Origin of the sequence: Mesorhizobium sp. B2-3-7, from assembly GCF_006442695.1 — a bacterium.
Classification (GTDB): Bacteria; Pseudomonadota; Alphaproteobacteria; order Rhizobiales; family Rhizobiaceae; genus Mesorhizobium.
Genome location: NZ_VFVV01000009.1, coordinates 36,135 through 52,600, shown reverse-complemented (window position 1 = coordinate 52,600; position 16,466 = coordinate 36,135). Strand labels below are relative to the sequence as shown.

Genomic DNA, 16,466 nt, shown 5'->3' with positions numbered 1-16,466 from the left:
CGAAGGTGGTTTCATAAAAGCCGTCTTTCAGACCTGATCCGTATCTCGCCGAACCGGCCTTTGCCGCAGGCGAGACGACTATCGCCGGGGGATTCTCCCCCGGCGCGCAGGCCTCTGGCCCAGGAGATCGATCCATGATCGTGTTCGTGCAGAAGCCACAGACGGTCGTCACGACCGAAACGACAGAGGAAAGCCGCTTCGACCGCATCCGCAGGATTGCCGCCGACAAGCACAAGAAATCCGAGCCCGATCCGGCAATGCCACAAAAGGGCGAACCCAAGCGTCCGATGTAATAGCGGCGCCGCCGCCGCTACATTCCGCTCAACCTCAGCACCACATCGCGCGTCAGCGGCGCAAGTTCGACGGAACTGGTCGAGCCGGGCTCCAGCCAGATGATCTCCTCGATCTCGGGGGCGGCTATCGGCTGGCTGTCGATGGAGAGCCCGAACAATTCCGCCTCGACCGTGCTGTCCGGCTCGTTGGCCGAGAACAGGCCGAGCCGGGAGGTGGTGGCGAGGTCGACCGCCAATCCGAGTTCCTCGCGCAATTCACGCACCAGAGCATCGAGCGGGGACTCGCGCGGCTCGATCTTGCCGCCGGGCTGCATGAAGGCGCTGGTGCCGCGCTTGCGCACCAGAAGCAGCCGGCCCGACGCATCCGCGATGAAGCCGGCGGCGACCCTGATCTTGCGGCTTTCGTGGCGGGTAGGATTCACGGTAGACTGTTCCGGTGGTCGTTTGGTGCAGAGCCTGCGGAAAACGGAACCGCGATTCTCAGTTCGGAGACAAGCCATGTTCGCAGCCAAGGCCATCGACACTTCGGACAAGGCCGCGTTCTACCGCGATCTTGCCGCGCAACTGAAGGCGCTGCTCGAGGGCGAGGGCGACTCGATTGCCAATGCCGCCAACACCGCGGCGCTGATCTTCCAGATGGTGCCCGATCTCAACTGGGCGGGCTTCTATTTCCTGGCCTCGGACGAGGAATTGGTGCTGGGTCCGTTCCAGGGCAAGCCGGCCTGCGTGCGCATTGCCGTAGGCAAGGGCGTATGCGGCACGGCGGTCGAACTCGGCACCTCGATGCTTATCAAGGACGTGCACGATTTCCCCGGCCACATCGCCTGCGACGCCGATTCGCGTTCGGAACTGGTCGTGCTTCTCGAAGACGATGAAGGCGTCTTCGGCGTGCTCGATCTCGACAGCCCGCTGCCCGGCCGCTTCGACAAGGCGGACCAGGCCGGCATCGAAACGCTGGCCGCGATCTATGTCGCGGCCAGTTCGTTCGAGGATTAGGCGCTTTCCTGCCGGACAGAAGGGGGCGCCGTAGAGCGCTACCTTTGGGGCCTAGGCCAACTTCACCAGCATCAGGCTGAAGCCGCCGATGAACAGGAAGGCCGAGAAGGCGAGCGCCAGCGGGCGCAGGCCGCGCGAGCGCAGCTGCGAGATATCGGCCTGCAGGCCCATGGCGGCCAGCCCCATGGTCAGCATGATGGTGGTGGCGAGCGCCATCGCCGATTTCACGTCGGCGGGTATCGCGACAAGGCTGTTCAGAGCCACGACGGCGACGAAGGCGGCGACGAACCATGGCATGGGCGGGCGCGCCGCCTGCTGGTCGCTGCTGCTCTTGCGGCGCGCCATCAGGCCCAGCGCGATGACCATCGGCGCCAGCATGGCGACGCGGGTGAGCTTGGCGACGGTGGCGATCTCGCCCGACTGGGTGCCGTTCTGGAAGCCGGCGCCGATGACCTGCGCCACCTCATGGATCGAGGCGCCCGCCCACAGGCCGAAAGCATGCTGGTCGAGGCCGAGCAGCGGCGCCAGCAGCGGGAAGCCGAGCATGGCGACGGTGCCGAACAAGGTGATCGAGGCGACGGCGTAGGTGACGTCCTCGTCGCGCGCGTCGGTGACGATGTTGGTGGCCACGATTGCCGAGGCACCGCAGATCGAGGTGCCGGCGGCGATCAGCTGCGCCAGTTTCGCGTCGACGCCGATCAGCCGGCCGAGCGTGATGGTGAAGACGAAGGTGGCGCCAAGGGTGGCTGCCACGATGCCGACACCGCCGGCGCCGATCGACACCACCTGGCCGAGCGTCAGCTGGAAACCGAGCAGCACTATGGCGAAGCGCAGCAGCCGGCGCTGCGAAAACGCGATGCCGGCCTTGGCGTGCCCCGGCGTGCCGAGCACGTTGGAGTAGATCATGCCGGCGACGACGGCTATTATCATCGGGCTGAACAGGGCAAAGCCGGAGACGTTGCGGGCCGAGAAGGCCACCGCAGTGATCATCGCGACCAATATCATACCGGGCACGGGTCCGGCCTTGGTCGAGTCGAGCGCCTTGCGGCGCTGCGCGGGTTCGGCGGAAATCAGGCTTTTTGGAATATCGTTCGCTATGTGGGATAAGGAAGACAACGTCATGCTCCAGGCGACTTCGCCCGGGGAATGCCATTCCCCGACTAATCTTTCCAATGAATTATTTTCGTTAGAATGATCGATTTTCCAGGACGGTTTTCCGGCTTACGTGACCAAAATGCGGTCGTCGGCCAAGGGCCGATACGGCATGCCTCTAATCAGGGTTGGTGAGGCAGCGCGGTAAAGAGGCTGGGGCACCGCCAGAAGGTGGCTTGGCGTCGGCTTGACGGGCCACTCATGCTGCGCCAGCTTGGCGCCATGTTCGTTCTTCCCCGCGCCAATGTCATGCGACGCCGAACCTGTACACTGCGAGGCGGCATGATTGCGCGACGACGAGGAGTGGCCCGTTAATTCCGGTTCGTTCTTCCCAGCCCCGCCCGCGCAACCGTCGGCGGGCTGTTCATGTCTGGAGCCCTCGATGAGCATCAATCCTTCCATCCAGTTCCGGCAGGCCGGGCCGGCGGACGCCGCAGCCATCCGGGACATCGTGCGCTTGGCCTATGCCAAATGGGTGCCGCTGATCGGCCGCGAACCGCTGCCCATGCGCGCCGACTACGACATAGCGGTTGCAGAGCATGAGTTCGACCTTGCGACCGACCAGGGCGAAATCGTCGGCGCGATCGAAACCATGCCAGCCGACGATCATGTCTGGATCGAGAATGTCTGCGTGGCACCGCATGCGCAGGGAAGGGGGATCGGCCGGCTGTTGCTGGAGCGGGCTGAACGCAAGGCGGCCGAAGCGGGCCGCAACGAACTTCGCCTGCTGACCAATGGCGCCTTCGCGGCCAATGTGTCGCTTTACAAGAGGCACGGCTATAGGATCGACCGGGAGGAGCCGTTCATGAACGGTACGACTGTCTATATGAGCAAGAGGCTCGCTGGATAGACCGCAATCGGAGTTCGACAATGGCTGCCAAAATCAGGCTGAAGCAACTGCCCGGGCTGTACGCGATTTCGCGGCTCGAGCCTGGAGCGAGCGTTCCCGGTTGGGCGGACGGGCCAGGCTTCGTCAGCATCACCAGAACCGAGGATGAACTTTCGATCGTCTGTCTGCAGGATCGCGTTCCAGATGGCGTCAAGCGGGATGACGAGTGGGTCGCCTTCAAGCTCCAAGGACCTTTCGCTTTCGATGAAACCGGCATCGTGTTGTCGATCATCAGGCCACTGTCGGAAAACGAGCTGGGCATTTTCGTGGTGTCGACTTTCGACGGCGATCACCTGCTGGTGAAAGCCGCCGATCGGGTCGCGGCGACACGGCTTCTGGGCGAAGCCGGGCATACTCTGCTTTAACTCGTTCTATTCCAGCTATCGCCCGCCCGGCTGGTTCAACCGCTCGCGGCTCGCTCACCAGTTCGGGGTTGCGTTTGACACCGCCATTCGCGCATCGTTATTTCTAACCAGATATCACGCCGGACGGCTGTGCGGCGCCCCTCAGGAGAAATCATGTCACACAATCTGCAGTTCTACATCGATGGCGCGTGGGTCGATCCTGTCGTGCCCAACACGATCGATGTCATCGATCCGTCGAACGAAGATAGCTTCGCGCAGATTTCGCTTGGTTCCAAGGCCGACGTCGACAAGGCGGTGGTCGCCGCGAAGCGGGCCTTCGGCACATTCGGCTTCACCTCGGTCGAGGAACGGCTCGACATCCTCAACCGCGTCATCGAGGTCTACAAGAAGCGCAGCCAGGACCTTGCGCTCGCCGTGTCACGCGAGATGGGCGCGCCGCGCCGGATGGCGCTCGACAGCCAGGTCGGCATCGGGCTCGCGCATCTGGCCAAGATGGCGGAAGTGCTGAAGAGCTTCCAGTTCCGGCAGGTCAAGGGCTCCTCGCTGATCGTCAAGGAGCCGATCGGCGTCGTCGGCCTGATCACGCCATGGAACTGGCCGCTGAACCAGATCACCTGCAAGGTGGGTCCGGCGCTTGCCGCCGGTTGCACCATGGTGCTGAAGCCATCCGAGATCGCGCCGCTCGACGCCATCATCTTCGCCGAGATCTTCGACGAGGCCGGCGTGCCGAAGGGCGTGTTCAACCTCGTCAATGGCGACGGCCCCGGCGTCGGCCAGGCGCTGTCCAGCCATCCCGATATCGACATGATGTCGTTCACCGGCTCCACCCGGGCCGGCATATTGGTGGCCAAGGCCGCCGCCGACACCGTCAAGCGCGTGCACCAGGAACTTGGCGGCAAGTCGGCCAACATCCTGTTCCCGGATGTCGACCTCGCCACCGCCGTGACCAAGGGCGTCGCCGGCTGCTTCAGCAACAGCGGCCAGTCCTGCAACGCGCCAACCCGTATGTTCGTGCCACGCGACCGTCATGACGAGGCGGCTTCCTACGCCAAGGCGGCGGCGGAAAAGTTCGTGGTCGGTCCGGCCGACGCTCCCGGCACCAAGCTCGGCCCTGTCGTCAGCCAGGCCCAGTTCGACAAGATCCAGGACATGATCCAGAGCGGCATAGACGAGGGCGCCACGCTGGTCGCGGGCGGCCCCGGCCGTCCGGCCGAACTCAACCGTGGCTACTATGTCAGGCCGACCGTGTTCGCCGATGTCACCCACGACATGCGCATCGCGCGCGAGGAGATTTTCGGGCCGGTGCTGGCCATCATGCCCTACGACACGGTCGAGCAGGCGGTCGAGCAGGCCAACGACACCGTCTACGGCCTTGCCTCCTATATCCAGGCCAAGGATATCCAGAAGGCGCGCGACGTCGCGGCGCGCATGCGCTCCGGCAACGTCTACATCAACTATCCCCAATGGGACGCCGGCCTGCCCTTCGGCGGCTACAAGCAATCCGGCAACGGCCGCGAATACGCCGAATACGGGCTGGAGGATTTTCTGGAGATCAAGGGTATCGCGGGGTATGAGGCGGCGGAGTAGGCGGACAAGAGCCGCCCTCACAGAACGTGGGTTCCTCGGCCCCGCAAAGCGGGGGAGAGGTGGCGGCGAAGCGGTCGGAGAGGGGGCTGCGGCGCTGGAAGGTTTTCACGGCATATCCACGCCGCGCCATTCCCCCGCTCCGTCTCGGCTTCGCCGAGCCACCTCTCCCCCACCTTTGTGGGGGCGAGGAACCCTGGTCTGTTATGCCGCGCCACCTTTTTAGGTGGCCGCTCTGGTCCTGTTTCCTTGCCAATTGGCAAATACATGCTATATGTCTGCCAATAGCGGGAGCAGAAAATGCAGCTTCAGTCCATCGTCACCACGCCGGCCGCGGTCGGCAGCGCCATCTCGGATGAAGAGGCGGGCGCCCTGGCGCGCACCACGGTCAACCTGTTCAAGGCGTGGGGCCTCACCGACCTCGAGGCCTGCATCCTGCTCGGCGGCATGTCGGCGCGGACCTGGGCGCGCTGGAAGGAAGGCGGCATCGGTCGGATCGACCGCGATCTGCGCACCCGCATGGCGCATCTGATGGGCATCCATAAGGGCTTGCGCTATCTCTTCACCGAGCCGGCGCGCGGCTATGCCTGGATCCGAAAACCCAACGCCACGTTCGGCGGCCAGTCGGCGCTCGACCTGATGCTGCGCGGCGAAATCTCCGACCTTGCCGCGATGCGCGAATGGCTCGACGCGGAGCGTGGTGCATGGTGAGTGGGCTCGCGGTCCGGCGCCGCGTCCACTGGCCCCAGACCTTCCGCATCATCCGCTCCATCCATCCGCCGATCGACCTCTTCGAGGACATTGCCGACCCACGCGATTGGGAAGCGCTGGCCGCCGTCGAGGAGAAGACCAATCCGCGCATCCGGCTGGAACTCGGCGACCTCGGCAAGGTTCCTGCCGAAAGGCGGGTGTCCGGACCCGGCGCAAGTTTCGTGATGGCGCCCTTCGTGCATTGCTCGACCTTGCGGCCCGGGCGGTTTTCCGATGGCAGCTACGGCATCTACTATGCCGGCGACAGCGAGGAGGTGGCGCTGGCCGAAACCATCCACCACCACCAGAATTTTATGCGCGCCACCAAGGAGGAGCCGGGCTGGACCGCGGATTTCCGCGTGCTGATCGGCAGCGTCGATCGCGACCTCGATGACGTCAACGCGGTGCCCGGCGCGCTCGACCCGGACGACTACACCGCCTCGCAGGCCGAAGGCCGCGCCTTGCGTGCGGCCGGCAGCGACGGGCTGGTGTGGAACAGCGTGCGCATGCCAAGCGGGCAGTGCATCGGCATCTTCTGGCCGGATGCAATCACCGTTCCCGTCCAGGGGAGGCACTACAGCTACCACTGGGACGGCCGCCGCGTGGATTTCGTGCGCCAGCACGATACAGGCAAGGTGCTGGCGGTCACTTGAAGGCGGCGGCGCCGGTCAGTGCCGCAGGATCTTGCTCAGGAATGCGCGGCTGCGATCGGTCCTGGGGTGCGAGAAGAACTCGTCGGGCGTGCCGCTTTCGACGATGGCGCCGGCATCCATGAACACCACGCGCTGGGCGACCTTGCGGGCAAAGCCCATCTCATGCGTCACCACCATCATGGTCATGCCTTCCTCGGCAACCGCGACCATGACGTCGAGCACTTCCGAAATCATCTCGGGGTCGAGCGCGGATGTCGGCTCGTCGAACAGCATGATCTTGGGGCGCATGCCGAGACAGCGGGCGATCGCCACGCGCTGCTGCTGTCCGCCTGAAAGCTGCGCAGGATAGGCGTTGACCTTGTCGGCAAGCCCAACCTTGGCCAGCAGTTCGCGGCCGGCCTGCTCGGCCTCGGCGCGCGGGATCTTGCGGACATGGATCGGCGCCAGCGTGACGTTTTCGAGCGCGGTCTTGTGCGGGTAGAGGTTGAAGGACTGGAAGACGAAGCCGATCTCGGTGCGCAGCTTCGTCATGTTGGTGGCGGGGTCGCCGAGCCGCTGGCCGTCGACGACAAGGTCGCCGTCCTTGATCGTCTCCAGCCCGTTGATGCAGCGGATAAGCGTGCTCTTGCCCGACCCGCTCGGGCCGCAGACGACGACCACTTCGCGCGGCTCGACGCTGAGCGTGATGTCCCTCAGCACGTTGAGCGGGCCGAACCATTTGTTGACGCCGCGAAAATCGATCATGCCCGTTTTGGTCATGTGGTCAGAACCTTTGGGTTCGATGTCATATCTGCACCTCGCCATGGGCGGCACCCATGCGCCGTTCGAGCCGGCGGGCGAGCATGATCAGCGGATAGCAGACGATGAAATAGCCGACGCCGACGAGGAAGAACACCAGCAGGCCGTTCGGCACGCGCTGCACCACCAGCCAGCCGACGCGGGTGAGGTCGGTCAGGCCGATCGCCGACACGACCGAAGAATCTTTGATCAGCAGCACATATTGCCCGACCAGCGGCGGCAGCACGATGCGCATCGCCTGCGGTAGCACCACCTGGCGCATGCGCTGCCAGCGCGACAGGCCGGACGCCAGTGCCGCCTCGACCTGGCCCGTCGGAACCGAACGGATGCCGGCGGCGACGATCTCGCAGATGAAGCAGGCGGCGAGGTTGGTCAGCGCGATGATGCCGGCGGTGAAGGCGTCGAGCTCGATGCCCAGCTCCGGCAAGATGAAGAAGATCAGGAATATCTGCACCAGGAACGGGGTGCCCCGGATGAGGTCTACCCAGGCACCGATCACGCCGGCGATCAACCGGTTGCCGCCAGTCCGCAAGATGCCGAGGCCGAAGCCGAGCAGGGTGCCCAGCACCAGGCTGATCAGCGACAGCACCACGGTCATGCCGAGGCCGCGCAGCGCCAGCGGATAGCTGCCCGCAAGGCTTTGCAACTGCTGCCAGATCATATGCGCGCTCCCGCCGAGCCGAGCCAGCGGCCGGAGAGAACCGCCAGCCCCTTGAGGCCGTAATAGAGCATGAGGTAGAAGGCGGCGATGGTGAGAAATCCTTCCGCCGGCATGAAACGGTCGGAGGCGAGCAACTGGCCGGCGCGCGTCAGCTCGGCAACCGAGATCAGCGACAGGAGCGCCGAATCCTTGACCAGCACGATCGCTTGTCCCAGCAGCGGCGGGATCGTCACCTTGAACGCCTGCGGCAAGACCACCAGGCGCATGCGCTGGACATAGGTCATGCCCGAAGCAACACTGGCCTCAACCTGGCCGCGCGGGATCGACAGGATGCCGGCGCGAATGATTTCAGCGACATAGGCGCCGCTGTTCAGTGACAACGCGAGGATGCCGACGACGAGTTCGGGCAGCACGAAACCGAGGCGCGGCAGGCCGAAATAGAGAAAATAGAGCTGCGCCAGCAAGGGCGTGGCGCGTACGGCGTCGATATAGGCCTTGGCCGGCACCCGAAACAGCCAGCCGCGCTGCAGGTTCATCGCGCACAGCAGGATGCCGACCGCGAGCGCGCCGAAAAAGGACAGCGCCGACAGCCACACGGTCGTGACCAGGCCCTGCCCGAACAGGGGCAGGTATTCGACGATGGTGCGGAAGCTGAAATTCTCGAGCATGGGCGTGAATGGTGATTAGGGAGTAGTGAGTAGTGAGCAGTGAGTAGTGAGTAGTGAGGCGGATCCGGAATTCCCTATTCACTACTCACTAATTCGCTACTCACTAATCCCTAATTCCCTAATCCCTAATCAGTGATCTTTCTTCCAGTCTTCCGAATTGACCCAGTAGTCGAGGTTCTTCTGCAGGCGGCCGTCGATGGTGACCTGGTTGAGGAACAGGTTCATCCAGATCAGGAGATCCGGCTCGTCATAGCGGGTGGCGAAGGCAAGCGGCTCCTTCGAGAGGAGGTCCGGCATGATTGTGAAGGTGCCGGCCGGATAGGCCGTCGACTGGCCCTTGACCGCCGAGACGTCGTTGACGCCGCAATCGGCCTGGCCGTTGTTGACGGCGTCGAGCAGCAGCGGACCGCCGCCCTTGTAGCTCTTGATGTCGGCATCGGGGAAGGCTGCCTTGGCTTCCTTCTCGCCGGTGGCGCCGAGCAGCACGGCGATCTTGGTGCCCTTGGCCTTGCAGTCGTCGGCGGTCTTGAACTTGCCGTCGGCCTTGGTGAAGACGGTGCTGCCCGTATACATGTAAGGCGTGGTGAAGGCGACCTTCATGCCGCGTGCCAGCGTCGGCGTCATGTCGGCGACCAGAAGGTCGGCCTTGCCCGAAAGCAGCGCCGGGATCAGGCCGTCCCAGTCGAAGTCGAGGAAGGTGATCTTGACGCCCATTTCCTTGGCCATCAGTTCGGCCAGTTCCACCGAGCTGCCGGTGCGTTCGCCATTGGCGCCGACCAGCGAGAAGGGCGGTCCCTGTGTCTGCACGGCGACACGCAGTTCGCCGCGCTTGGTGATGTCGTCGAGCGATCCGGCGCTGGCGGCGGCGGTGAGGCCGGCCAGTGCGAGGCCGGCGATGAAAAGCTTGGCAATGTTCATTGGTTTCATTGGGCATTCCTCCTTTTGTCGTCTTGTTGTCCACCCTACAGGGTGCTTTTTGCGCGGCGGCGCCGTTGCCAGCGGCGGCCACCGTTCGAAAATCCGTCTCCTCAGTGCCGGGCCGCCGTTTCGGCGACCGCGATGCCGCGCCTGGGCAACGCGCCGAAGAAAGGCGCGTCCGGCACATGCAGCAGCGGGTTGAGCAGGCCGAGGCTCTCGAGAACCGCTATCCTCATGCCGGCTCCTTGCGAATGCTGTCGTCCGACCAGCAGCCTTCCGGCAGACTGACCCATTTGTTGCAGGACGCCATGACCACGAAGGTCTCGCTGCGCACGACCTCGCCCGGCTCGCCGGCGCCCGGGATCAACTCGCTGGTGACGCGGTAGAGATCGGCGACGTCGCCGGCCACCGTCACGTCGACGATGATGTCGAAGCGCCCGGTGACGACCGAGGCCGAGTTGACGAAGGGCAGTTCGGAAATGCGCTGCGCCAGCTCGCGGGCGCGGCCGCGCCCTTGCGCGTTGATGCCGACGATGGCCGAGATCAGTTCGGGCCGCTCCGTCAGGTTCAGGAGCCCGACGATCTTGAGCAGGTTGCGGTCGAGCAGGTTGCGCAGCCGCGTGCGCACCGTCGGCACCGAGATCGCCAGAATCTCGGCAAGGCGGTTGATGCCCGGCTGCGCGTCCTGCGACAGCTGTTTGACCAGCCGCCGATCGGTCAGATCGAGATGTTCCCGCAAGTCCCCCGTCTTTCATAAAACGAAAAAAGCTAGGCGATTTTTTTGCCTATGTGCAAACAAGCTATTTCATGGATTCCTCAAAGGCAAGGCATGATTCCACGCGAATTCAGCATGTGGCGGCGGCTTCACACCAGCGCGGTCACCAACAGCTTGGCCTGCGGCGTCAACGTGTCGAAGCGGCGGGCGCAGAGATTGAGCTGGCGGGTTCCCCAGTCGTCCGTCAGCCGCAGGCTGCGCAGGCTGGGCGCCGAGCGGCGCACCGTGCTTTCCGGCACGATGGCGACGCCCGCGCCCTGCGCCACCAGCCTGCAGACATTGTCGAGGCCGGGCACGCGGATGCGAAAATGCAGATGACCGCCCAGGCGCGCGGCTTGGCGGGAGATGTGCTCCTGCAAGGGATGGCCGGCGCTCAGGCCGACAAAGGTTTCACCGAGAATGTCGGCGAGGCCGGTCGCGCGGCCTTCGAGGCCGGGGCGGTTGCGCGCGGCGATCACCACCAGCCGGTCAACGAAGAACGGTTTCTGTTCGAGATGGGAAAGGCCGGCCCAGGTCGCAGCAATGCCAAGATCGGCGGCGCCGCTCGCCACCGCCTCGGCGATCTCGTGGCTGGGGCGCTCATCGAGCTCTATGTCGATGCCGGGATGCGCGACCAGAAAGGCCGGCAGCTTGTCGCGCAGAAGCTCGCTGGTGGCGGCCGTGTTGGCGAGCAGGCGGACCCGCGCGCGCAGTCCGGTGGCATAGGCGCCGAGCTCGCCGGCCATCGCCTCGATCTGGTTCTGCACCGCGCGCGCGTGGTGCAGCAGTGCCTGGCCGGCGGCGGTCGGCACCACGCCGCGCCGGCGGCGCTCCAGCAGCGGCGCGCCGAGCCTGTCCTCCATGCCCTTGATGCGGGCGCTGGCCGAGGCCAGCGCGAGGCCCGCGAGCTCGGCGCCATGGGTGATGCTGCCGCGCTCGGCGACCAGCAGGAACAGCCGGAGATCGACGAGGTCGAAGCGCATCTTTTTCCTCCCGCAAGACAGCCCGGGCGATGGCCGCTATCACGCGATCGATGGCGCAGCGGGCCGACCGGCTTGCGGCGCCAGCCTTCGCCTCAGCCGAAGGCTGGTGCCGCGATTTCCACATTGCGGGTGACGGCGAATTTCGTCAAACAGTTTCGGTGGAGGTCCAAGATGAGAAAACCAGCATCGAACCGGCAAGGGCTCGGCATCGCTGAAAGCGCGGCGATGCTGCTGGCGGTTGCCGTCGCCCTTCTGGCCGTGGCGCGCTCGGGTTCCGGCATGCCAGGATGCGCCATGACATCCGCCCCTGTCAGCAGCGCCGCCGCCGGACCGGCGGGGCCGGCAGCGGGGATCGACGCTGCCGACATGCTGCTCCATGATTGAGCCGCTGCCGGACACGCCATCATGCTGAGCGCCGCCGCCGTCGCCTGGATCTGCGCCGTCTTCCTTGCCGCCGGCTTCGTCAAGGGCGTGGTCGGGATGGGCCTGCCGACGGTGGCGATGGGCCTGCTGGCGGTGACCATGGCGCCGGCCGAGGCGGCCACGCTTCTGCTGATCCCGTCGCTGGCTACCAACCTGTGGCAATTATTCACCGGTCCTTCGTTCGGCGGGCTCGTCAGGCGGCTATGGACGATGATGGCCGGCGTGGTGATCGGCACCGTTGCCGGCGCCGGCCTGCTCACCGGCGCGCATACGGCGGCCGCGTCCGGCGCGCTCGGCGTGGCACTGATGCTCTATGCCGTTCTCGGCCTCGCCAAGGCCGGCTTCTCAACGCCGCCACGCCACGAGGCCTTGCTATCGCCGCTGGTCGGGGTGGCAACTGGCCTGGTCACCGGCGCCACCGGCGTCTTCGTCATTCCGGCGGTGCCCTACCTGCAATCGCTGCGGCTGGGCAGGGAAGAGCTGATCCAGGCGCTCGGCCTGTCCTTCACCGTGTCGACGGCGGCGCTGGCCATCGGGCTGTTCAGGGCCGGCGCCCTGGCCTCGCCGACGGCCGGGCTGGCGGGTTCGGTCGCGGTGCTGGCGCCTGCGCTCGCCGGCATGGCTGTCGGCCAGGCGCTGCGCCAGCGCATGAGCGTCGAGACTTTTCGCAAAGTGTTCTTCGCCGGGCTCTTGGCGCTTGGATTTTATCTCATGGCCGAGGCGGCGTTCTGAGCGCCGCTTGCAGAGCGCCGACTGGCCGGACCCGGCCTACCGCACCACCAGGACCGGGATTTCGCTGTAGGATACGACTTCCGCCGTCTGGCTTCCCAGAAGCAGCCTGCCCAATCCGCGGCGGCCGTGCGAGGCCATGACGATCAGGTCGCAGCGTTCGGTCTGCGACAGTTCCAGGATCGCCTCGGCGGGCCTTCTGTCCTCGATGTGCACGACCTTGGCCGACACGCCCAGCCCCTCGGCGGAAGCCTTGCATTTGTCGAGCACCTCCTTGCCGTATTTGCGGGCTTCTTCCTGATAGGCGGCCAGCTCATCGCCCGCGGCGTAGCCGGCCATGGCGCCGCCCCAGGCGAAGATCGGGAATTGTTCCGAGACGGTGACGAAGGTCACGGCGGCGCCGAGGCCCTTTGCCAGCCCGAGGCCGTGGGCAACGCCCTTATCGGCCAGTTCCGACCCGTCGGTGGCGATGAGCAGATGTTTGTACATGATGATCGTGACCTATCGTGCTTGGTGAACTATGGACCACACATAGTTATGCCCGGCGCCCAGTCATTGTGCCAATGCGGCGGGGATCAGGGCCAGGGAATGTGTGGGCATTTCATGGACCGCACCCAAACGTTCCACCCCGGACTTTCGCGCCAGCTGGATTCCCCTTCGCCGCATCGTCCTCTAAGGTGCGGCAACTTCGAAAGGCCCGTCATGAGCAGTGCGTTTCCTCAAATCCATCTGGTCCGACATGGCGAGACGGCGTGGAGCCTGTCGGGCCAGCACACCGGCCGCACCGACATGCCGCTGACGGCAGCCGGCGAGGCGGCCGCGCGGGGTGTGGCGGATCGGCTGAAAGGCCTGCCGTTTTCGGCCGTGTGGTCGAGCCCCTCGCAACGCGCCTACAACACCAGCGTGCTTGCCGGCTTCGGGGCGCAAAGCGTCAAGATGGACGACCTGCAGGAATGGGACTACGGCGCCTATGAGGGGCGTACCACCAGGGAAATCCTGGCCGAACGGCCGGGCTGGAACGTCTTTCGCGATGGCTGCCCGCAAGGCGAAACGGCGGCCGATGTGGGCGCCCGCGCCGACAGGATCATCGATCGCCTGCGCGAGGCCAACGCCGACACGCTGATCTTTTCCAGCGCGCACTTCCTGCGCGTGCTCACCGCCCGCTGGCTCGACTTGCCGCCGCAGGACGGCGCGCTGTTCGTGCTCGATACGGCCAGCATCAGCGTGCTCGGCTACGAGCATGACCTCGGCGAGCCGGTGGTGCGCAAGTGGAACGGGAAGTAGGGCGGCCTAGCTGTCGAACTTCCGGATCGCCTCGGCGGTTACCGGCGTGAAGAAATTCACCAGATTGCAGTCGGGGTCGCGGAACAGCAGCGAGCGGTTGCCCCAGGGCATGGTGGTAGGCTCCTGGACAATTGCGCCCTTGATTGTTTCCGCCAACTTGGCAAATTCGGCATCGACGTCGCCGACTCGGAATTCGATGATGGCCGTGCGGTTGTCGGCTGGGCGGGCGATGTCGCTGCCGAACAGCATCAGGGTGCGCGTGCTGCCGATCGCCAGCGTGCAGGCCGGCGTCGCCAGTTCGGCGAAATCCTCCGTGTACATCGTCACCGGCATGCCGGTGATCTCGCCATAGAAGCGCACGAGGCGCTGGACATCGGACGTGATGATGCGGACAGAGACGAAATTCATCGCATTGGCTCCCTGATCGTCGAAGCCGCGGCTGGGCTCCCGGCCTTCTATAGGCCGGGGCTCCTGACAGCTTTCCGTCAGGAGACGGAAGTGCCGGCGCGATTTTCAGATATGCCGAACGACAGTGCCAACCCTGCGCCTATTCACCCCGCCAGCAGCGCCAATTCATCGGGCGTCAAATGCCTCGCCATACCCTTGGCGAGATCGCCGAGCGGCAAGCGGCCAATGGCCACGCGGATCAGGCGCTTGACCTCGATGCCGTGGGCGGCGAGCAGGCGCCGGATGTGGCGATTACGGCCCTCGTCGAGCACGATCTCCAGCCAGGCGGTGCGGCCGCCGCTGCGCAGCAGCTCGATCGAGTTGGCGCTCAAGGTCTCGCCGTCGATACGCGCGCCGGCGCGCAACGCTTCCAGCACCGCCGCGTCGGGCACCGTGGCGATCTGAACATGATAGGTCTTGGGCAGGTGCGAGGCCGGGTCCATCAGCCGGTTGGCGAAGCGCGTGTCGTTGGTCATCAGCAGCAGGCCTTCGCTCGCCTTGTCCAGCCGGCCGACCGGCGAGACGAAAGGCAGGTCAAGCCCTTCAAGACAGGCATAGACGGTGTCGCGCTCGAGCGGGTCGTCGCGGGTCGTGACCAGCCCGCGCGGCTTGTTGAGCATGAGATAGACCTTGCGCTCGGCAACGATTTTTTCGCCGTCGACGGCGATGCGGTCGCGATTCATATCGACGCGCAGGGAAGCATCGCGCGCGACCTTGCCACCGACGCGCACGCGGCCCTCGGCGATCAGCCGCTCGGCCTGGGTGCGCGAGCACAGGCCGAGCTTCGACAGCGCGCGGTTGAGGCTGACGCCGGTGCTTGCCGGTCTGTCGGTGTTTTCTGTCCGCCGTGGTGTCATCTTGCAGTCGCCGGTTCGGTCGACTGATGGCATGGGCGAGGCTGGCTTCGCAAGCCGGCGGAGGGAGTTTCAGCACCCGCTGTCGCGCTCTACGGCGCCCCCCTCTGTCCTGCCGGACATCTCCCCACGAGTGGGGAGATTGGCCGTCATCACGGCCTTCGCCAATCTTCGACGTTGCAGAAATAGAGAGCCGACGATCAAGCTGCCGATCTCCCCCCAAGTGGGGGAGATGTCCGGCAGGACAGAGGGGGGCGCCGTAGAGCGCCCAGCTCGCGGTATAGGCACATCAGGCCGCTTGGTCGGTCTCGCCCGCGATCCCGTTCAGCACGGCAAGCGCGTCGGCTGGCAGCTCCAGCTCCGCCGCCGCCATGTTTTGCCTGAGATGCGCGACGGACGAGGTGCCGGGGATGAGCAGGATGTTGGGCGCGCGGTGCAGCAGCCAGGCGAGCGCCACCTGCATGGGCGTCGCGCCGAGTTTTTGCGCGACATCGGCCAGCGTGCTGGATTGCAGCGGCGTGAAGCCGCCGAGCGGGAAGAACGGCACATAGGCGATGCCGGCCGCGGCAAGCTCGTCGACCAGTGCGTCATCCTCGCGATGCGCGATGTTGTACTGGTTCTGCACGCAGACGATGTCGACGATGCCGCGCCCCTGCGCGATCTGGGTTGATGTGACATTGCTCAAGCCGATATGGCGCACCAGACCCTGACGCTGCAGTTCGGCGAGCGTATTCAGTTGGGGTTCGAGCGAGCCTTCGGCCGGGCCGTGTATGCCGTGCATGGAGCGCAGGTTGACGACCTCCATGGTGTCCAGTCCCAGATTGCGGAGATTGTCGTGCACGGCCTGCGTCAGTTCCTGCGGCGACATTGCGGGGATCCACGATGCATCGGCGCCGCGCCGGGCACTGACCTTGGTGACAATCGTGAGATTGGCGGGATAGGGGTGCAGCGCCTCGCGGATGATCAGGTTGGTGACGTGCGGACCGTAGAAATCGCTGGTATCGATATGGTCGATACCGCTCGCCACCGCCTCGCGCAGCACGGCGAGTGCACCGTCATGGTCTTTCGGCGGGCCGAACACGCCCGGTCCGGCCAATTGCATGGCGCCGTAGCCCATGCGCTTCACGGTGCGGTCGCCGAGCTTGAAGGTTCCGGCCTTGCTGATGTCGGTCATGGTCTCAATCTCCTTTGGATCGGCCAGGTATAGACAATGCACGCCTGCGCGATAATATGGCGCAATCGGCACAGGCTGTGCGGAAAGGCGT

Annotated in this window: 23 protein-coding genes; 10 read left to right on the top strand and 13 right to left on the bottom strand. The window is 65.3% G+C overall.

Annotated features, from left to right (window positions below):
* The first annotated feature begins 134 nt into the window (after positions 1–134).
* Positions 135–293 carry a hypothetical protein gene (locus tag FJ940_RS28510; protein ID WP_181165260.1) on the top strand — a complete coding sequence of 53 codons (159 nt, stop codon included), beginning with the start codon at positions 135–137 and terminating at the stop codon, positions 291–293.
* Positions 294–310: 17 nt separating this feature from the next.
* Here the strand turns inward: FJ940_RS28510 and FJ940_RS18675 are convergent, their stop codons facing one another.
* Positions 311–715, bottom strand: coding sequence for an NUDIX domain-containing protein (locus FJ940_RS18675; RefSeq protein WP_246671052.1), 405 nt, complete (start codon positions 713–715; stop codon positions 311–313).
* Between the two features lie 76 nt (positions 716–791).
* Here FJ940_RS18675 and FJ940_RS18670 point away from each other — a divergent pair, with 76 nt between their 5' ends.
* Entirely contained in the window at positions 792–1,289 is a 498-nt protein-coding gene (locus FJ940_RS18670; RefSeq protein ID WP_140499180.1) for a GAF domain-containing protein, read from the top strand.
* Positions 1,290–1,340: 51 nt separating this feature from the next.
* Here FJ940_RS18670 and FJ940_RS18665 read toward each other — a convergent pair whose 3' ends face one another.
* Positions 1,341–2,405: a YeiH family protein gene (locus FJ940_RS18665; RefSeq protein ID WP_140556332.1), complete on the bottom strand. Its 1,065-nt coding sequence runs from the start codon at positions 2,403–2,405 to the stop codon at positions 1,341–1,343.
* 418 nt (positions 2,406–2,823) lie between these two features.
* Here FJ940_RS18665 and FJ940_RS18660 point away from each other — a divergent pair, with 418 nt between their 5' ends.
* The 5 genes from FJ940_RS18660 (at position 2,824) to FJ940_RS18640 (ending at position 6,682) form a co-directional block, all read left to right on the top strand.
* Positions 2,824–3,291, top strand: a complete 468-nt coding sequence (locus tag FJ940_RS18660) for a GNAT family N-acetyltransferase (protein ID WP_140499176.1) — start codon at positions 2,824–2,826, stop codon at positions 3,289–3,291.
* A gap of 20 nt (positions 3,292–3,311) precedes the next feature.
* On the top strand, positions 3,312–3,695 hold the full coding sequence (locus FJ940_RS18655) for an ACT domain-containing protein (protein WP_140499174.1): 384 nt from the start codon (positions 3,312–3,314) through the stop codon (positions 3,693–3,695).
* A 153-nt stretch (positions 3,696–3,848) separates the two neighbouring features.
* Positions 3,849–5,282 carry an aldehyde dehydrogenase family protein gene (locus FJ940_RS18650; protein ID WP_140499172.1) on the top strand — a complete coding sequence of 478 codons (1,434 nt, stop codon included), beginning with the start codon at positions 3,849–3,851 and terminating at the stop codon, positions 5,280–5,282.
* Between the two features lie 297 nt (positions 5,283–5,579).
* Entirely contained in the window at positions 5,580–5,990 is a 411-nt protein-coding gene (locus tag FJ940_RS18645; protein ID WP_140499170.1) for an MbcA/ParS/Xre antitoxin family protein, read from the top strand.
* The gene (locus tag FJ940_RS18640) at positions 5,984–6,682 is read left to right on the top strand and encodes an RES family NAD+ phosphorylase (RefSeq protein ID WP_140516231.1); all 699 of its coding nucleotides are present in this window, start codon (positions 5,984–5,986) and stop codon (positions 6,680–6,682) included. The genes FJ940_RS18645 and FJ940_RS18640 overlap by 7 nt, the downstream gene beginning before the upstream one ends.
* A 15-nt stretch (positions 6,683–6,697) precedes the next feature.
* On the opposite strand, the gene FJ940_RS18635 is transcribed toward FJ940_RS18640, so the two are convergent.
* The 7 genes from FJ940_RS18635 to FJ940_RS18610 all read right to left on the bottom strand — a co-directional run bounded on the left by FJ940_RS18635 (position 6,698) and on the right by FJ940_RS18610 (position 11,464).
* Positions 6,698–7,441: an amino acid ABC transporter ATP-binding protein gene (locus FJ940_RS18635; protein ID WP_140499166.1), complete on the bottom strand. Its 744-nt coding sequence runs from the start codon at positions 7,439–7,441 to the stop codon at positions 6,698–6,700.
* 25 nt (positions 7,442–7,466) lie between these two features.
* Positions 7,467–8,141: an amino acid ABC transporter permease gene (locus FJ940_RS18630; RefSeq protein WP_140499164.1), complete on the bottom strand. Its 675-nt coding sequence runs from the start codon at positions 8,139–8,141 to the stop codon at positions 7,467–7,469.
* Positions 8,138–8,809 (bottom strand): amino acid ABC transporter permease, encoded by a 672-nt coding sequence (locus FJ940_RS18625; protein ID WP_140499162.1) that lies wholly within the window; start codon positions 8,807–8,809, stop codon positions 8,138–8,140. Before FJ940_RS18625 ends, FJ940_RS18630 begins: the two co-directional genes overlap by 4 nt.
* Positions 8,810–8,938: 129 nt before the next feature.
* Positions 8,939–9,727: an ABC transporter substrate-binding protein gene (locus tag FJ940_RS18620; protein ID WP_140516312.1), complete on the bottom strand. Its 789-nt coding sequence runs from the start codon at positions 9,725–9,727 to the stop codon at positions 8,939–8,941.
* A 110-nt stretch (positions 9,728–9,837) separates the two neighbouring features.
* A complete protein-coding gene (locus FJ940_RS29005; protein ID WP_263486587.1) occupies positions 9,838–9,963 on the bottom strand; it encodes a hypothetical protein in 126 nt (41 codons plus the stop codon).
* Positions 9,960–10,466 carry an Lrp/AsnC family transcriptional regulator gene (locus FJ940_RS18615; RefSeq protein ID WP_140499160.1) on the bottom strand — a complete coding sequence of 169 codons (507 nt, stop codon included), beginning with the start codon at positions 10,464–10,466 and terminating at the stop codon, positions 9,960–9,962. The genes FJ940_RS29005 and FJ940_RS18615 overlap by 4 nt, the downstream gene beginning before the upstream one ends.
* Before the next feature lie 125 nt (positions 10,467–10,591).
* Positions 10,592–11,464, bottom strand: coding sequence for a LysR substrate-binding domain-containing protein (locus FJ940_RS18610; RefSeq protein ID WP_140622853.1), 873 nt, complete (start codon positions 11,462–11,464; stop codon positions 10,592–10,594).
* 171 nt (positions 11,465–11,635) lie between these two features.
* Here FJ940_RS18610 and FJ940_RS18605 point away from each other — a divergent pair, with 171 nt between their 5' ends.
* A complete protein-coding gene (locus FJ940_RS18605) occupies positions 11,636–11,848 on the top strand; it encodes a hypothetical protein (protein ID WP_140521402.1) in 213 nt (70 codons plus the stop codon).
* A 21-nt stretch (positions 11,849–11,869) separates the two neighbouring features.
* Complete coding sequence (locus FJ940_RS18600; protein ID WP_140657460.1) at positions 11,870–12,619, top strand: sulfite exporter TauE/SafE family protein; 750 nt, start codon at positions 11,870–11,872, stop codon at positions 12,617–12,619.
* A 36-nt stretch (positions 12,620–12,655) separates the two neighbouring features.
* Here the strand turns inward: FJ940_RS18600 and FJ940_RS18595 are convergent, their stop codons facing one another.
* Complete coding sequence (locus FJ940_RS18595; RefSeq protein WP_140499152.1) at positions 12,656–13,105, bottom strand: universal stress protein; 450 nt, start codon at positions 13,103–13,105, stop codon at positions 12,656–12,658.
* Between the two features lie 213 nt (positions 13,106–13,318).
* Between FJ940_RS18595 and FJ940_RS18590 the strand changes: the two genes are divergently transcribed.
* The gene (locus tag FJ940_RS18590) at positions 13,319–13,900 is read left to right on the top strand and encodes a histidine phosphatase family protein (protein WP_140516219.1); all 582 of its coding nucleotides are present in this window, start codon (positions 13,319–13,321) and stop codon (positions 13,898–13,900) included.
* A 6-nt stretch (positions 13,901–13,906) separates the two neighbouring features.
* Here the strand turns inward: FJ940_RS18590 and FJ940_RS18585 are convergent, their stop codons facing one another.
* From FJ940_RS18585 to FJ940_RS18570, 3 genes are all read right to left on the bottom strand, one after another.
* Positions 13,907–14,308, bottom strand: a complete 402-nt coding sequence (locus tag FJ940_RS18585) for a VOC family protein (protein ID WP_140516217.1) — start codon at positions 14,306–14,308, stop codon at positions 13,907–13,909.
* A gap of 143 nt (positions 14,309–14,451) precedes the next feature.
* Entirely contained in the window at positions 14,452–15,204 is a 753-nt protein-coding gene (locus tag FJ940_RS18580) for a pseudouridine synthase (protein ID WP_140582581.1), read from the bottom strand.
* A 286-nt stretch (positions 15,205–15,490) separates the two neighbouring features.
* Entirely contained in the window at positions 15,491–16,375 is an 885-nt protein-coding gene (locus tag FJ940_RS18570; RefSeq protein ID WP_140582576.1) for an aldo/keto reductase family oxidoreductase, read from the bottom strand.
* Between the last annotated feature and the right edge of the window lie 91 nt (positions 16,376–16,466).

What these genes read in the sequence shown, in the direction of transcription:
- FJ940_RS28510 (WP_181165260.1), top strand. Translation starts at nt 135, where the DNA reads ATGATCGTGTTCGTGCAGAAGCCACAGACGGTCGTCACGACCGAAACG.
- FJ940_RS18670 (WP_140499180.1), top strand. Translation starts at nt 792, where the DNA reads ATGTTCGCAGCCAAGGCCATCGACACTTCGGACAAGGCCGCGTTCTAC.
- FJ940_RS18660 (WP_140499176.1), top strand. Translation starts at nt 2,824, where the DNA reads ATGAGCATCAATCCTTCCATCCAGTTCCGGCAGGCCGGGCCGGCGGAC.
- FJ940_RS18655 (WP_140499174.1), top strand. Translation starts at nt 3,312, where the DNA reads ATGGCTGCCAAAATCAGGCTGAAGCAACTGCCCGGGCTGTACGCGATT.
- FJ940_RS18650 (WP_140499172.1), top strand. Translation starts at nt 3,849, where the DNA reads ATGTCACACAATCTGCAGTTCTACATCGATGGCGCGTGGGTCGATCCT.
- FJ940_RS18645 (WP_140499170.1), top strand. Translation starts at nt 5,580, where the DNA reads ATGCAGCTTCAGTCCATCGTCACCACGCCGGCCGCGGTCGGCAGCGCC.
- FJ940_RS18640 (WP_140516231.1), top strand. Translation starts at nt 5,984, where the DNA reads ATGGTGAGTGGGCTCGCGGTCCGGCGCCGCGTCCACTGGCCCCAGACC.
- FJ940_RS18635 (WP_140499166.1), bottom strand. Translation starts at nt 7,441, where the DNA reads ATGACCAAAACGGGCATGATCGATTTTCGCGGCGTCAACAAATGGTTC.
- FJ940_RS18630 (WP_140499164.1), bottom strand. Translation starts at nt 8,141, where the DNA reads ATGATCTGGCAGCAGTTGCAAAGCCTTGCGGGCAGCTATCCGCTGGCG.
- FJ940_RS18625 (WP_140499162.1), bottom strand. Translation starts at nt 8,809, where the DNA reads ATGCTCGAGAATTTCAGCTTCCGCACCATCGTCGAATACCTGCCCCTG.
- FJ940_RS18620 (WP_140516312.1), bottom strand. Translation starts at nt 9,727, where the DNA reads ATGAACATTGCCAAGCTTTTCATCGCCGGCCTCGCACTGGCCGGCCTC.
- FJ940_RS29005 (WP_263486587.1), bottom strand. Translation starts at nt 9,963, where the DNA reads ATGAGGATAGCGGTTCTCGAGAGCCTCGGCCTGCTCAACCCGCTGCTG.
- FJ940_RS18610 (WP_140622853.1), bottom strand. Translation starts at nt 11,464, where the DNA reads ATGCGCTTCGACCTCGTCGATCTCCGGCTGTTCCTGCTGGTCGCCGAG.
- FJ940_RS18605 (WP_140521402.1), top strand. Translation starts at nt 11,636, where the DNA reads ATGAGAAAACCAGCATCGAACCGGCAAGGGCTCGGCATCGCTGAAAGC.
- FJ940_RS18600 (WP_140657460.1), top strand. Translation starts at nt 11,870, where the DNA reads ATGCTGAGCGCCGCCGCCGTCGCCTGGATCTGCGCCGTCTTCCTTGCC.
- FJ940_RS18595 (WP_140499152.1), bottom strand. Translation starts at nt 13,105, where the DNA reads ATGTACAAACATCTGCTCATCGCCACCGACGGGTCGGAACTGGCCGAT.
- FJ940_RS18590 (WP_140516219.1), top strand. Translation starts at nt 13,319, where the DNA reads ATGAGCAGTGCGTTTCCTCAAATCCATCTGGTCCGACATGGCGAGACG.
- FJ940_RS18585 (WP_140516217.1), bottom strand. Translation starts at nt 14,308, where the DNA reads ATGAATTTCGTCTCTGTCCGCATCATCACGTCCGATGTCCAGCGCCTC.
- FJ940_RS18580 (WP_140582581.1), bottom strand. Translation starts at nt 15,204, where the DNA reads ATGACACCACGGCGGACAGAAAACACCGACAGACCGGCAAGCACCGGC.
- FJ940_RS18570 (WP_140582576.1), bottom strand. Translation starts at nt 16,375, where the DNA reads ATGACCGACATCAGCAAGGCCGGAACCTTCAAGCTCGGCGACCGCACC.